Here is a 15,065-nt window from a genome sequence, read left to right on the forward strand (position 1 = left end):
ACGTCAAGGACCGACGATCGAAATCCTGGGCGGTCTCCTTCATGCGATCCTTGATCCCACTGCTCCTGCCGGCGCCGTTCGGCGTCGCTCCTTGCTCTACCGACGACCGCCCGTACATCGTGGTCATCATGGCGGACGACATGGGGTACGCCGACGCTGGATTCGCGGGCGGCAAGGGCATTAAGACCCCCAACCTTGACGCGTAGGCAGCAACCGGCGTTACGGTCGTCAATGGCTACGTCACCCATCCCTACTGCGGGCCGAGCCGGGCCGGCTTGCTCTCGGGGCGCCTTGCTTGGCGCCCGGGCTCTCCGGGGCCGCGTCCTACGACCGCGACTGGACCGGCGTGGCAAGCTCGACGACGATCATTCCCTCGTCGCACGTGACGGACTGCACGGTTGGAGCCTTGACGCCGCGAGAGAGCGACTTGAACTGAATGTGGGGCGTGGGCGGCGTCAGGTCTATCTCTGCGTCGCGACCCGAGAGAACAATCGCTTGGGGAAGGCGGGCCAGCAACCATCGGAACGGGATCGTCACCCGTCCCACCCGGATGGACTCGATATCAAGCCGCAATGCGCCCGTGTCTGTCAGCGATGGCTTGAGGCCTGCGGACACAATGCATCTGGCGTGTGGCGTAGAGAGTTCGGCTCCTAGCTCGATTCGACCGCCCTTCAGGCGTACGCGGGGGTTCGACAGGTCGCCGCTCAGCTTGAACGCGTCCGACGCCAGTATCCCGTTGAGTTGCTGCTCAGTGATGCGAAGAACGATGGTGTCGCTTTCAGCGTCGTAGGACCGACCATCTGCAGGGACGGCTGCTGGGGCGTTGGGTGCAGGCGTTGGGCGTCGGGCGTGCGACCTGTCACGCCAGTGGACAAAGTCGGCCTTCATCTGCGTGATCTCTCGCACCACCGCATCGGATTGGTCGGGTGATGGCTGCGCCGTCCGCAGCTCGGCGTAGAAGCCGGGCTCCTGGAGGGCCAACCAAGTCACCACCGCCGCACCCGACGCCAAACAAACGACCGCAGCGACGGCAGCGAGCAACAAGCGACGGAGAGTTCGTAGAACCATGGCGAGAATGAAATTGGCACAGTATTTAGAGATTGAAGTCTTCTGCAAGGGTAGTTCACCCAGGAGCGTCTTCGCACGACAATCTCGCCAGTCGCCGTTCGCCTAGATCGATAGGCCATTTCGCGTGGGATCGAACGGTCCAACCGGTGCGGCGGGCGGACTCATGCCCCTAGCGCTAGCGTCTGAGGCGGCGATGTGATGTTGTCAAAACGCATCAAGAAGATCGCGTACGTCGTGGATCCAGCAGCGTCGCCAGTGCAAAGGATATTCGGGCAGAGAAGAAGGCAGCGAGAAGGGTACGCCTAGCCAAGCAAGCCGGGCGACTCGACCCCGCGGACGGGAAGACCGAGTCGCCGGCAGAGAAACGTCGCTGCTGCGGCGATCGCCAGCATCGCATACCCGGCCGGCTCCGGAACGGCGGCCGGTTCGGCGGACGACGCCCGCACCAAGTCGGCCACAGACTGCGGGTCGCCAAACGCCTCCCGCCACACGGGGTAGTCGTCGGCAGAGACGACGCCCGGGGTGGGGTCGCCTGGGAGCGTAACGGCGAGGCCGAGGTTGTCCCGCCATACCGAGTAGTCGGCCGCGTCGACGGCGCCATCGCCGTTGTAGTCTCCGGCGAGCAGCGGCGCCGGGAACCGGTCGAGGACCTCGTAGCCCAGGTCGCGCAGCAGCGCCGCGTCGACCTCTGTCAGGTACTTCCGCACGCCGGCAAGCGAATCGGGGTCGAGCACGGTCTCCGAAACGATGTCGTCCGAGCCCCAGACAATCGACTGCGTGTTGGCGGCGAAATGGCCGCCGTCTCCAGGCACGGGGCCGCCGTAGGCGGCAAGCAGGTTCGCGCCGATAAAGTCTCCGCCGGCGTCGACCCCTACGTAGTCCACGATCGTCGACGTTGTGGCGCCGAGTGCGTGCATCAGTTCATGAACTGCAGTGGCGTAGAGGTCGCGAAGGCCCGTCGCCGCTGGGTCGATCGTCGCGAGCTGGAAGCCCTTCCACGTGCCCGAACTCGTCGACCAGTCCCAGTTGTCCGCCCCGCTGTCGGAGGGGGGCGACTTGTTGTTATCTTGCACGCCGTAGACGCCGGTCGGGTCGACTCCGGGGTTTGACCCTGCGTACCACGTCTTGGCGGTGTTGAAATTGATCCTCCCGCCCCAGGTGTTGAACTGGGCGCCTGAGCGGCCAGCGTCGTTGCGGCGGTCGTTGCTGTCCCAAACGCCATTGGCGTTCGCGGTAGACCCCGCGTCGAAGGCGTGGGCGCCGACGTAGACCAAGTACTCGTTGGCGCCAACGGACGAGCGGTTGGTGACGTCGATATCATTGCCGGCGCCTCCGTACGAATAGCCTGCGCCGTCGCTTTCGGGGACGCCGATCAGCACCGCGCCGTTCAGACCCCGGATCGTGCTGGCCGCAATGTCGGAGAGCGTAAAGCTCTCATTACTGACCGAAACTGCGGCCCAGTCGTCGTTGGTGATGATCGCGGAGAGGAACGCAGCGGCCGTGTCGACCGCGGCGCGACGCGCAGCTCCAGCCGGGGTTGTCGCGTCGAACCAGTTTTCGTTCTGGGCGTCGAGGGTGTAGTCGAGCACGATGTCGATCGCGCTGGCCGTCGGCGCGCAGAGCAGGAGGATCGAGGCAGCGGCCAGGGTCCACGCCGCCTGGCTCAGTGGTGAGGGCGCCGGCTTCATAGGGGCAGGAGGGCCAAGGAAGCGTCTCGGGAAGAGGGGCTAGGCCCGATTGCGGTCAGCCAGCAGCCCGCCGACGCCAATCAGGGCCAGCAGAGCCCCGCTCGACTTGAGCCAGAAGGATGTTCGCTTGCCAGCGGACTTGGCCAGCTCGACCCCCTCGCGGGCGGTCTGATAGCGTTCTCGAGCGGCTTGGGTCGTTCCGGCGCCACCTGCGCTGGGAGACGACGACTCCATCTCGCGACTGGCGGCCAAGAACTCCAGTGCAATTCTCTTGTCGGCGTCGGAGGGCCCCCCGCCAAGTATCGGCCAAGCGATCCCGGCGCCAATCAGCAACACGCCGAGCACCGCCGAGACCGCGCCCAGAGCTAGAATCACTTGTCGCATTAAGCAAGGTCCGTCGTTGTGGTCGGCAGCGGCACGCGCATCCGCAAGGATCACTAGGGGCGATTGGTGATTTGACCGTCGCGGACATAGACCAGGTAGGTCATCGCCAGCGCGTCGATATCGTCCCCGGCAAAGTCGACGTGCCCGTCCAGGTACGCGACGTTGACCCCCCCCGGGTGCGCCGAACGGGGGGCAGCGGACTGAAAGCCAAGGGATCCTTCGCGACCGTCCCCCGAACACGGAAGCCCCTCGAACAGCGCTTCCTCGGGGAGATCGCAACGATCGATGGCGTCGTAGATTGTGCCGTTGGGCGTGCGCGCCAGGCGGTCGGTGATCCAGTCGCTCCGCGGTTCGAAAGCGTCGACGGCCAGTCCGTTGACGCTGTGCATGTCGAAAGCCAGCGTCGAAGCCCCTGCCCACGGCAAGGCCCACGCGCCGCGCACATCCTTTTCGTTGGGGCGAGTGCGGACCTCCGAAAGCAGCATCGTGGACGAGGTGCCGTCAGACACCTCGCGTAACTGCTGAGCAAAAAGCGGGATGGCGCCAGGGAACCCAACACGGTCAGCGTGGTAGACGCTAGTGAATGCCGCGTAGTTTCCCTTTCCGAAGAGAGACGGGCCGCCGCCGGGCGCCTTGATCAAGCGGTGCTCGTACCGGCGAGAGGAGGCCCCATCCGAGGGGCAGATCAGTGACGCCGGCTGGGCGGCGGCTGGTGATCCCGGGGTCAACGCCACGTTTACTTTTTGAGTGTCGAATTGGGCGAACAACGCCCGCTCTTCCATGTACTCCAGCACAAACACGATCCAACTGTGGTTGAGCCCTGAAATCAGGTTGACCTGGGCGTTCTTGGCGGCCGGCTTGGGGCCAAACGAGCCGGCCGGTGGCAGTCTGGAACGTGCCGCTTCGTAGTTGATGACCGCCAGCGCGAGCTGCTTCACGTTGCTCTTGCACTGGCTGCGGCGGGCCGCCTCGCGGGCGGCTTGCACGGCAGGCAGCAGCAGGCTCACGAGGATGCCGATGATCGCGATGACCACAAGCAGCTCGACAAGCGTAAACGCCTGGCGCGGGCGTGCGTCACGCCTCTGCGGTTCTGTCGTAGTGGATTCGATCAAGCGATTCTCCTACGCAGGGTGAGCGCGTGCCTCTGACCACCCGCCGGCGTCGCGAAGAGCAGCGCAAGGGCCAAGCAAGACGCCGACGGCGGCTCCGGGATCGCTGCGACGGACCCCGCCACGCCCGCCGCCGGACCAAAGCCGTTCTTCCAAACCTGGTAGTCGCCTGCGTCGATGGCTAAGCTGCCGTCGCCGTCTGCGCGGAGGTCGGAGATCGACCCGAGCGTGTCTCGCCAGACCGTGTAGTCCGCGGCGTCGACAAAGCCGTCGCCGTTGTAGTCGCCGACGGGCGCTTCGAACAAGGGATTGCTCACCAGATAGACCGAGAACACGCCGTCCAGCTCGCCATCCGCCACGTAGGCGATCTGGCTGCCGTTGGGAGACCACGCGATCGACGCTTCCGAGTCGAGGATGTCGCCGTCGACCTCGCCGTCTGAGATATCTGGCACGCCGTCTCCCGTGATGTCTAGGTCGATCGCTTCGGCGGTCATAGGGTCACTGACCTTGATCGCGGCGCCCCCGGCAATCGGCACGACAAACAGCTCAAACACGTTCACGGTCTCGAGGTCGGCCGAGAAGGCGACGTACCGTCCATCGGGCGAGATCACGAAGTTGTGCATGTCTGACCCCGCCGGCAGCAAGAACGACGGCAGCAATTGCGCCGTCCCGCCGTTCAGCGGCGAGAAGTGCAGGTTGTAGTTGTTGTTGACCGTGTAGTCCGCGATGAACGCCACGCGGCCGTCCGCGGAAACCGCGACGTCTTCGATATCAATCTGGTGGGGCGCGACCGGCCCAAAGTTGATCAGGGTCGGCGCGGCGCTCCCGTTGACCGGCACGCGGAACAACGAGTCTTCATTGGCGGACGTTGGGATCAAGAACGAGGCCCCAAACACCACGGTTTGGCTGTCGGGCGAGATCCCCCACGACGCCCGATCTATGTCTCCCTGGGTCGCGGTCGAAAGCGTCGTCACCGCACCTCCAGTGAGGGGAACCGATCGCAGCACGTCCGGGACCGCGCCCGTTGGACGCGTGAGGAAGACCGCCGTCTGACCGTCGGGCGTGAGCCGAAAGTGGGTCACGCGTTCGGTGGTGACCGACGTGGAGACGCCCCCCGTGGCGGGGACGCGGTACAAGTTATTGAAGTCGCCCGCGTCGGCCGCGTACACGACTTCAGACCCGTCTGGGGTGAAGTAGGCGGCGTACTCGACGTCGGCCGTTCCATCGCTCACCTTGTTGGGCGTCCCGCCGGCCAGCGGCACGGTGTAGGCGTAGTCCACGGCCCCCGCCGAGGTGAGGTTGCCGACAACCAGCAGTTGCTGCCCGCTGGGGCTGAACGACACCGCCTCGATCGTCCGCAAGGGGTTGGCGTCCGCAGACTGGCTCACCCCCGCGATAGGCACGCTGACCGCCACGGCGGCCTGGGCGGCGCACAAGGCAAATAGCGGCAACGCTCTCACCCAGAGCGCGGGTCGTAGAATCATTCTTGTCCTGAGGCTTGGAGGGAGGAATCGAGGTTGCGCTGTGGCCAAAGCAACACGCTGCCGGGGGGGTCAGCCGCCGACCCTACGGCAGCACGCGACTGCTCCGATGAATCCGACCACCAGCAGCAAGCAAGAGGGTTCGGGCACAATGCTCAGCGTGACCGCGTCCGATCCGTTCCAGCCGCTCGGAACAAAAAACTGCGGCGTTGCTGCGTAGGTTGTGGAAGTTACGCCATTGAAGACCCGCGAGGCGTTGCTCACGTTCTGCGCGCTTTGCAGGACCAAACGCGCCTGCGGCGAGTCCAGTCGAACCAAAGCGCCAGAGGTGATCCAGCCGTCCAGGTCCGAATCGACGGTGTCGTCGATGAAGGTCGCCGTCGTCGTGTCTTTCAAGAACAAGGCGACCCCTTCTTCGATCTGGTCCGCGACCAGCGTCGACGTCCCCGCGAGCGTTAGCAGATGCGTTCCGGTGCTGGACGAAGCGAACGCGTTCTCGACGTCTCCCGCGAAGTCAAAGGTGGAGTCGGTCGCGACCACGGTGGTTGTCGTCGTTCCGTCGATGCCGAGCAGCCCGCCGCGGAACGAGGAGCCCGTGATGTCGATGGTCGGGGCCTGGAAGATGATGAACTGATCAAAGTCGCCCCCTGGCCCGGTGCTCGAGGCGAAGAAGCTGCTGCCGGTGATGGCCGAGAAAGTCGCCGAGTCTTGCAGCTCGATGTCGTCGCCCGTGCTCTCGAACGCGGAACCGACGATGCTCGTCGCGCCACGAAAGAAGATGTCATCGGACGCGGTGACGGTGGCGCCGACAAAGGACGAGGTCGAGCCGCTTCCCAGGGAGATCTGTCCCGACGCGCCGTTCTGCACGTTGAGCGCAGAATTGTTCATGGTGAACGACCCGCCCGGCCCGAACGTAAACGCGAGCGTGCCGCTCGTGGTTCCGGTGACGTTCAGCAACGCCCCGGCGTCCATCAGCAGCGACCCCATGCCGAAACGCACCTCCGTGGCGGCGCCCACTGTGTCGCCGTCGATTACCAGCGAGTGTTCAATGAGTGACGTGCCGGCGTCGACCACCGGAGTCGCGAGGAAGGCGCCCAGCCCTGTGGGCTGATCGTTCCAGTTGCCGGAGTCAAAGAAGTCGCCCCCCGAAGGGCCGACAAAGTAGAAATCGATGGCCGAGACACGTCCCGGCGCCGCGACCAGCAGGCACAACGCTAGGGCGCAGAGCACGATGTGAAGGGGCTTCATTGGGTCAGTTCCTGGTGCAGGGTCGGGAGGTTAAAGGCGGACTGGGCAAGGACGCTCTTGTGACGCGCAGCGGCGTGGCTGGAACGCTCAATCGGCCACACCGGCGCCAGCCATTCTCACCCTGGCCGCCGGCGACCGGGTGGAGAAAGAGGCCGGGTCCGTCGGCGTCGGGTCGGCAGACGCATCCGCAAGCAGCGCCACACACGTAGCGATGGGCGTAACTCATGAGTTCGTCTCCGTAAGCAAGTAGTGGAAGCCGGCTCAACCGAGGCCCCTGAAGTTGTCCAGGGAGGACCACCGGCCTGTTCAAGGCGGCAACTCGCACGGGTGCCGAGCAAGTTCTTCAGCGGGAGGGGGACGCGAAAGGCGATTGCCGGCTGCGGCCTTTCGAAATGAACCGGACTCGGAAACGCGTGGACTCTCAGAACACGTCCAACCGGATCTGAGGCCTTCGGTAGCGGGTAAGAGTCGATCCGCGGAGGGCTGACCGAAGTCTCCAAGGTTCGGTCCGAGCAACGCGTTTGGGCAACGTTGAAGTAACTGCCGAGCCGCGTGCGCCGGGCAGGCGTAAGGGGGTGCATCGCCTGATGAACGCGGTCAAGCTATCCCCGCTCATGCCCGGCGTCAAGTGAAATCGCGGCAAGAAAAGGATCGCGTCGCGATTGAATCCGGCGGCGCTAGGATCCGACGGGTTTCTCAAGTGGTCCTGAGGTGAATTGCTTAGTGCCCGGAGGTTGCGCTGAGGGGCGACTGCCGATGGGTCTGGGGCACGCTCCACGACATGAACAGGACTTTCGTAGTGCTATTGGGTGGGCTCAAGAAACTTCTCGTCCAAACGGCACGCGTCGCTCCCCGATTCGCAGGTCGACCGGTTGGAATCGCTCCCACGACGGGGAACGATGCCGCGGCGGCCTGCGAGTCGTGTCTCTCTGCGGGGATCGTGCCGGCCCGCGTAGGCGCCGAGGCCGGAGAGTACGCCGCGAAGCAGGTTCACCTAGCAATGTGGGCCGGAAAGGCTATGGTTTCGCTGGCGGCCGGTGTGGTCCGGCGTGGCGGGAACGATCGCCGATTGCGATCAGGCGGTTTGGACTTGGGTGGACACAAGAAGACGACGGTGTGGGTAGGGATGAACGACCATATTCAAGCGATCGTGACGGTGCTTTCGTTGGTGAACCCCGGGATATGCGCGGCGATGTTCGCCAAGGCGGAAGCGGGGCGTTCGCGTGGTTCGAAGCTGACCGACGCCGCCAAGGCCGCGATGGCCATCCTTGTCATCCTCACGGTCGCGGCCCTCGCCGGTGCTCGGCTGTTGCACTTGTTCGGCGTCTCCCTGGACGCGTTCATGGTGGCGGGGGGCGGCGTGCTGGCCTGGATGGGGTTCTCTATGCTCAGCCATCAGCCGGCAGATTCAGAACCAGACGCGGCCCAGTCGCTGACGCCCCTGATTATGTTTGCCGCGAGCCCGGGCACGATTACCGGGGTCATCACCCTTTCGGCCGCCCACTCGCAACTGAAACTTCCAGTCACGGCCCTGACAGCCATCGTTGTAGCGGTCGCGAGCACCTGGTTGGTGATGGTGATCGTCGCCTGCCTGCCCGGTAGGAGGCACGGGGGAGGATTCCTGCGGGACACGCTCACGCGTTTCATGGGGCTCATCGTGCTAGCGATGGGGGTTCAGTTCGCGTTAACCGGCTACCACGCGTTCGTGCAAAAGGCCATGTAACGCACCTCTCGGTGAGCTACCGCCCGCCGGCTGTGTGCCCAATCTGGGTCCGCGATAACGCGGCGTCGGCCGCCCGCATGAGGCGACGCCGCGCGCCCTTCGGGTTGGTTGGCAGCACTCTTTGCTGATCGGGCGACAGCCGTAAGGCCGGCAGGAGCCGAACCCGGACATCGGCAATTCCATCCGCGCTGGCCCCCCCCCCGAACACTCAACCGCCGTCTCGACGTACGTGCCGGGGTCGCGTCGCCAGTTCTTCAGTCGTCCTTTCCTTGAATACCCACTGGGGGTATGATTCGCGTGTTGCCGGGAACCAATCTCTACCGCACACGAGACGCCACGCATGAACGCTCAAACCGATCCGATCTGTGGGATGCGGGTAGACCCCAACGTGGCGCTCTCGGTTTCACGCGACGGGCAGGAGCACTACTTTTGTAGCGCCGGTTGCCGCGACAAGTTTGTGGCGGGACACGGCGATCCAGAAAAAGCAGGGCAAGAGACCGGCGGTTGCTGCCATCCCCCCGCTCCGCACGCGGCGCCGGCTAGGCCTTCCGCCCCCCGACCCGGACCCGGGCGCGTCTACACCTGCCCGATGCACCCCGAAGTCGAGCAAATCGGCCCGGGGAGCTGCCCCAAGTGCGGCATGGACCTGGAGCCGAAGTCGGTCTCGCGGGAGGTCGACCAACACGCCGATGCGGCCGAGGCCGACATGGCGCGTCGGTTCTGGATCGGGGCCGCCCTGAGCCTGCCCCTGCTGACGTTGACCATGGGGCCGATGATCGGCTTGCCGACGGGCGGCTGGCTGTCCCCGACGGCCGAGGGTTGGCTTCAGTTGTTGTTGGCGACGCCCGTGGTGCTGTGGAGCGGCTTGCCGCTGCTGGCGCGCGGGTGGCAGTCGGTGCTCAACCGCAGCCCCAACATGTTCACACTGGTCGCGCTGGGAACGCTGACGGCGTACGGGTTCAGCCTGCTGGCGGTGGTCTTCCCCGCCGTAATCCCCGCAGCGTTCTACGAGGCGCAGCGCCCACCGCTCTACTTCGAGGCAGCGGCGGTGATCATCACGCTGGTGCTGCTGGGCCAGGTCTTGGAGTTGCGGGCGCGGAAGCGGACCAGCGGCGCGATACGCGAGCTCTTGGAGCTTGCGCCAGACACGGCCCATCGCGTCACCGACCGTGGCGAGGAAGACGTGCCCCTTGCGGACGTGCAGGCGGGCGACCGGCTGCGGGTCCGGCCCGGCGAGAAGACGCCGGTCGACGGCGTGGTGCGCCAAGGGCGGAGCTCGGTTGACGAATCCATGCTCACCGGTGAGCCGATCCCCGTCGAGAAAGGAGAGGGAGACAAGGTCTCCGCCGGAACGCTGAACCAGACCGGCGCCCTGCTCATGGAGGCCCAGCAGGTCGGCGCCCAAACCGTGCTGAGCCGGATCGTCGAGATGGTGGCGGCCGCGCAGCGGAGCCGCGCGCCGATCCAGAGCCTCGTCGACAGCGTAGCGGCCTGGTTCGTGCCGATCGTCATCGTCACGGCACTTGTGGCGTTTGGCGTGTGGGCCACAGTCGGCCCGCAGCCCCGTTTGGCGCACGCCCTGCTGGCGGCCGTGTCGGTGCTGATCGTCGCCTGCCCCTGCGCCCTGGGCCTGGCGACGCCCATGTCGATCATGGTGGGAGTGGGCCGGGGCGCCCGGGAGGGGGTGCTGATCAAAGACGCCCAGGCGCTCGAGACGATGGAGAAGGTGGACACGGTCATCGTCGATAAAACGGGCACGCTGACCGAGGGCCGGCCGCGCGTCACCGAGGTCGTCGCCGCGGAGGGCGTCGAGGAGTCGCAGTTGCTGAGGCTCGCGGCCGCCGCCGAGCAGCCGAGCGAGCATCCCTTGGCGCGGGCCATTGTTGAAGGGGCAAAGGATCGCCAGCTGGAAGTCGCCGTCGCCAGCGAGTTCATCAGCACGACAGGCGGAGGCGTCGAGGCGACGGTAAGCGGGCAACGGGTGCTGGTTGGGAAACGCGAGTTTCTGGCGAGTCACGACGTCGAACTCTCTGCCGCACTCAAGGAGCGGAGCGGGTCGCTGCAGTCCGAGGGGCGGACGGTAGTTTTTGTCGCCACCGGCGACCGGCCGCTCGGCCTGCTGGCGATCTCCGACCCGATCAAGGAGTTGACTCGCGGCGCCATCCGCCAGTTGCACGCGATGGGCCTCAAGCTGGTGATGCTCACCGGAGACGCCGAGGCGACGGCCAAGGCCGTGGCCCAAGAGCTGGGCATCGATGAGTATTCCGCGGGGGTCTCCCCCGAAGACAAGCACGACTACGTCCGCAAGCTCCGCGAGCAAGGAAAGGTCGTGGCGATGGCCGGCGATGGCATTAACGACGCCCCTGCCCTGGCGGCCGCCGATGTCGGTATCGCGATGGGCACGGGCAGCGACGTGGCCATCGAGTCCGCCGGCGTAACGCTCATCGGGGGCGACCTGCGCGGGGTCATCAAGGCGGCAGCGTTGAGCCGGGCCACGATGCAGAACATCCGCCAAAACTTGTTCTTTGCGTTCGGGTACAACGCCCTTGGGATACCGGTCGCGGCGGGCGCGCTTTATCCCGTGTTCGGCTGGCTTTTGAGCCCGATGATCGCCGCGGCCGCGATGAGCCTCAGCAGCGTTTCGGTGATCGCAAACGCACTGCGGCTGCGGTCGACGCGGCTTTGACCGGGCGCTTTGGGGAAGGGGCCGGCTGCCGCAACCCCGGGGCCCGATTGACGGTACAATCCAACCAGAACGGGCTCGCGTGCCCAGGACAATACTTCGACGACCACGCCGGCGAGACGCAGATGCTTTCGGAAGAGGACAAGGGCAAGCTTGCCAATCGACTTAGGCGGGTCTCGGGTCAGGTCGCCGCCGTGCAACGCATGATGGATGAAGACGTTTACTGCGTCGACATTCTCACCCAGATCGCCGCGGCCAGCGGCGCCCTGGGCAAGGTCGGCCAGCTCTTGCTGGAGAGTCACATCCAGTCGTGCGTGGCAGACGCGGTCCGCAGCGGCGACGCCCAGCGGCAAGAGGAGAAGCTCGCAGAGCTCATCGAGATCTTCCGCAAGTACGCAAGCATCGTTGACTAGTCGGCGGATCCTCCGTCGTCGACACGGGAAGGGAAAAAACCAATTGGCGAAAATCCGCCGCACTGTCGCCGCTCGCTGCCGAACGTACCAAGCGGCGCCTATGAAAAGAGCCGGCACGCAGAGCGAAGCTCCGCGTGCCGGCTTGGTTTCCTCTAGCACCGCTCGCCTCAGCCGCGTAGGCGTCGGGTCCCGGTGAATGCGGCGATGCCCAACAGCGCCAACGCAATGGACGACGGCTCTGGGACCGCGGCGCCGCTGTAGGCGGCTAGCGCTCCGACCGCGTTGCCGGCGGCCAAGAAGTCTGCCTTGAAGAGGCGGAAGTCGGCACGGTCGACCTTCAGGTCGCCGTTCAGGTCGCCGAGGAAATACGCGTCAAACTGTGATGCCGTGATGGTGGTGTTGCTGTTGGCCAAGAAGATGTCGAAGTCGGCCGTGTCGATGTCGCCGTCGACGTCCAGGTCGCTCCGCTGGAGCGCGGCGCCGGTGTAGGTCACCGCGGCGTTGGCCGCTAGCCCGCCCTGAAGCGTGAAAGCCAGTTCGAGGTCTTCGACCGGCGACCGGGTCCAGATCGCCCCGAGATTAATCCCAGCGGGAGTAAGCGTCTGGGGGGCGCCGCCGCTCTGTGAGATCTGGCCGTCGGTAGTCGACGTGGTGCTCCAACCCGCGATCGGTGACAATCCGGAGGGGTCGAGCCCCATCAGGTTCGAGGTGATGCTGTAGGAGCTCAAGCTTTGGGCGTTGCCCGTGTCGTTGAGCAGCGTAACGACCCCGGTGTCACGATTCACTTCTACCCGCGGCCCGTTGAACGCCGCGGGGCCGGTGGTGAAGGAGGTGTTGATCTCCGACTCAGTCAGGGCGGTGTTGTACATATTGAACTCGTGGAAGATCCCGTCAAAGAGCGGGTTGTCGAACGCCGAGCGACCCAGCCACTGATTCACCGGCAGCAGGCCTCCGAAGTTCGCGACGTCTTTCAACGGCAAATTGTCTGCGACCTTGCCTGTGGAGACGATCACGTTGTCGACGTAGATCTTGACCGTGCCCGATGGGCCGGCGGAGGTGTCGTTGGCGTCCATCGTCACCAGCACGTGCGACAGTTGACCAACGGGGAGAGCCGCCGTGCCGTTCGCGTACTCGGCGACCCCCGACAGGCTCTCGCGCGAGGCGAACTGGACGGCGCCCGCGGCGCCCGCGGCGTTGCTCGTCGCGGCGAGCGAGAGGTACTCGCCGGCGCCGTCCGAGACGTTCTCGCCGCCGGCGCTCGAGCCAAAGTCCCAGAGGCGGGCGTAGGTCCGGTTCTGCTGGATCGTGATCCAGGTCTCGAAGGTCGCGGCGTTGTTGGTCGCGAACACCGAGTTTGAGATGCCGTTGGGAAGGTCGATGTAGGCGCCGACGTCGATCCCGGAGGGGTCGACGGCTCCGGGCTGGTCGGAGTTGGCGCCGTTGTTGCGTGTCAGGTCGATCCCGCCGCCGGCGAGCACCCCGTACGTTCCGGCAGGGTCGATGAGCGTACCGTTCATGCCGCCGATGCTGTCGACGATGCCGCCGGCCGCACGCGTGTCGCCATTAAAGGTGTACGAATGCACCTTGATGGCTTGAGAGTCTGCGGCGACGGCCGCCAGCAGCCCGGTGACGACGGCAGTAAAGAGTAGTCGAGACATGGATAGGAGCCTATGCGTGAGATTTGGATTGGATAGGAGTAGGTTCGTCCTCGGTCAGCCGCGCGGGCCGACACAGCCATTACGAGCGACGACGACGGTACGCCAACGCGGCGATCGCCAGGCAGGCCAGCGCGGCGGTCGAGGGCTCGGGCACGGCGCTGCCGGTAGCGCCCACCGCGGCGTTGACGAATGAAACCGTGCCAACCACGTTGGCGTTGTCGACGCGGTCGAAGTACTCAAACGTCAGCGTCCCGTCCGAGGCGCCGGCGCTGAGCACCGCCGGATTGAAGGCGGCTCCCAGCGCGACCGACTGGCCCGGGGCCAGCGTCGAGCCAAGCTTGCTGCTGTTGCCGAGGAAGAATTCTTCGAGCAGGCTGGCCGAGGCGCCCCCCGACTCGCTCCAGCCCGCGGCTGCGCCGCCGGTGCTGCCGTAGTTGGTCTTCCACTGGTCGTAGTGCGGAGTGCCGACCGTGCCGCCGATCGGGTCGTTCTCGAGGTTGCCGGCGGAGGACTGGCCGACGTTGTCGCGCCACACGGTGTAGTCGGCGGCGTTAACCGATCCGTCGTCGTTGTAATCGCCGTTGGCCGCGCCCGGGGTCGCGTCGAAGCCCTGGTCCGACAGGCTGTTCCAGCCGGCAGCGTTGAGGGTCGCCGACGTGGTCTGGATGATGTAGTCGTCGATCGTGATCGGCTTCGACGAATTGTTGTTCTGCAGCGTCACGACGCCCGTCTGCGTGTTGACCTGCACGTTCAGCGGAACCGGGGGCGGCGCAAAGGCGCCGAGGATCTGGAAGCCGTTCCACCCGCCAAAGTCGTTAGATGCGGCTTGCTGGCCGTTGTCTTGCACGATCACGAGCTGCCCGGCGGCCGTCGCGGGAACACCGGTGAACTTGACGTACTCAATTCCTTCGGCGAGCAGCCCGTCGTTGCCGGCAGGCGCACCGGGGTCGTAGGAGGTGACTTTGCGCTCGGCGCCGATCGTGAACCCAGAGAACTGCGAGGTCTGGTCGCCTTGGCCGTAGAGGTAGAGGTCGTAGGTCGAGGCGGGGATCAGCCCCGAGATCGTGACGGTGCGGGTGCCGTTCGTCCCGCGGATATAGGAGTAGTCGCCCATCAAAGCGGCGTAGGTCTGGCTGACGCCCCCTAGCTCTTGGGCGTTCACAAAGGCGCCGCTGCCCCGGCCGGTTTCATTGGCAAGGACCGATTGAAAGCTGACCCCGGTTAGCGTGTTGGTCGAATCGACCAATAGGCCCGTTCCTGCTTGCATCTGGTTGTGGCTGACGCCGTTCCAGGTCTGCGTGGCGCCGAAGCCGGTTGCGGCCGCTTCGCCGGTAAAGACATTCGCTTGCGCGGCGTCGTTTGGATCAAAGTCGATGCTCACCAGCGTCTGCGCGTCGGCTAGCCCACCGATACAAATAGCCGCGACTGCGGCGAGATTTTTTAGTCTAAGCATGGAAAGTGTCCTTCTCCTCGATTGAAATGCGAATGAGATAAGTACGTGATTGCGAGTGTGATAAGCGTGGCCAGCGCCTTAAAGGCGGACCTACGCAAGCCTCATCGGCCGGCCACACCGTGGCGCGTCCGATCTGCCGTTTCGAAGAGTCAAGGAA

At 65.4% G+C, this 15,065-nt stretch carries 12 protein-coding genes; 4 read left to right on the forward strand and 8 right to left on the reverse strand.

The features are described 5' to 3' along the window. Positions 1-41: 41 nt before the first annotated feature. Positions 42-206, forward strand: coding sequence for a hypothetical protein (locus Pla175_RS25980; RefSeq protein WP_231954393.1), 165 nt, complete (start codon positions 42-44; stop codon positions 204-206). A 118-nt stretch (positions 207-324) separates the two neighbouring features. Here Pla175_RS25980 and Pla175_RS12855 read toward each other — a convergent pair whose 3' ends face one another. The 6 genes from Pla175_RS12855 to Pla175_RS12880 form a co-directional block, all read right to left on the reverse strand. Continuing rightward, on the reverse strand, positions 325-1,116 hold the full coding sequence (locus tag Pla175_RS12855; RefSeq protein ID WP_145285303.1) for a hypothetical protein: 792 nt from the start codon (positions 1,114-1,116) through the stop codon (positions 325-327). Positions 1,117-1,370: 254 nt separating this feature from the next. Further along, positions 1,371-2,756, reverse strand: a complete 1,386-nt coding sequence (locus Pla175_RS12860) for a hypothetical protein (protein WP_145285306.1) — start codon at positions 2,754-2,756, stop codon at positions 1,371-1,373. A 39-nt stretch (positions 2,757-2,795) separates the two neighbouring features. Next, on the reverse strand, positions 2,796-3,140 hold the full coding sequence (locus tag Pla175_RS12865; protein WP_145285309.1) for a hypothetical protein: 345 nt from the start codon (positions 3,138-3,140) through the stop codon (positions 2,796-2,798). Between the two features lie 53 nt (positions 3,141-3,193). Continuing rightward, entirely contained in the window at positions 3,194-4,252 is a 1,059-nt protein-coding gene (locus tag Pla175_RS12870; RefSeq protein WP_145285313.1) for a DUF1559 family PulG-like putative transporter, read from the reverse strand. Then, positions 4,249-5,733: a PD40 domain-containing protein gene (locus Pla175_RS12875; protein WP_145285316.1), complete on the reverse strand. Its 1,485-nt coding sequence runs from the start codon at positions 5,731-5,733 to the stop codon at positions 4,249-4,251. Before Pla175_RS12875 ends, Pla175_RS12870 begins: the two co-directional genes overlap by 4 nt. A 69-nt stretch (positions 5,734-5,802) precedes the next feature. Further along, on the reverse strand, positions 5,803-6,978 hold the full coding sequence (locus Pla175_RS12880) for a hypothetical protein (protein ID WP_145285321.1): 1,176 nt from the start codon (positions 6,976-6,978) through the stop codon (positions 5,803-5,805). 1,090 nt (positions 6,979-8,068) lie between these two features. Here Pla175_RS12880 and Pla175_RS25985 point away from each other — a divergent pair. The 3 genes from Pla175_RS25985 (at position 8,069) to Pla175_RS12895 (ending at position 11,797) form a co-directional block, all read left to right on the forward strand. Next, positions 8,069-8,701 carry a MarC family protein gene (locus Pla175_RS25985; protein WP_231954394.1) on the forward strand — a complete coding sequence of 211 codons (633 nt, stop codon included), beginning with the start codon at positions 8,069-8,071 and terminating at the stop codon, positions 8,699-8,701. Between the two features lie 340 nt (positions 8,702-9,041). After that, on the forward strand, positions 9,042-11,387 hold the full coding sequence (locus Pla175_RS12890) for a heavy metal translocating P-type ATPase (RefSeq protein ID WP_145285328.1): 2,346 nt from the start codon (positions 9,042-9,044) through the stop codon (positions 11,385-11,387). Between the two features lie 47 nt (positions 11,388-11,434). After that, positions 11,435-11,797: a metal-sensitive transcriptional regulator gene (locus tag Pla175_RS12895; RefSeq protein WP_315851516.1), complete on the forward strand. Its 363-nt coding sequence runs from the start codon at positions 11,435-11,437 to the stop codon at positions 11,795-11,797. A gap of 167 nt (positions 11,798-11,964) precedes the next feature. Here Pla175_RS12895 and Pla175_RS12900 read toward each other — a convergent pair whose 3' ends face one another. Further along, positions 11,965-13,455 (reverse strand): LamG-like jellyroll fold domain-containing protein, encoded by a 1,491-nt coding sequence (locus Pla175_RS12900; RefSeq protein ID WP_145292086.1) that lies wholly within the window; start codon positions 13,453-13,455, stop codon positions 11,965-11,967. Between the two features lie 79 nt (positions 13,456-13,534). Beyond that, on the reverse strand, positions 13,535-14,908 hold the full coding sequence (locus tag Pla175_RS12905; RefSeq protein WP_145285332.1) for a PEP-CTERM sorting domain-containing protein: 1,374 nt from the start codon (positions 14,906-14,908) through the stop codon (positions 13,535-13,537). Between the last annotated feature and the right edge of the window lie 157 nt (positions 14,909-15,065).

The organism is Pirellulimonas nuda (assembly GCF_007750855.1).
Taxonomy (GTDB): domain Bacteria; phylum Planctomycetota; class Planctomycetia; order Pirellulales; family Lacipirellulaceae; genus Pirellulimonas; species Pirellulimonas nuda.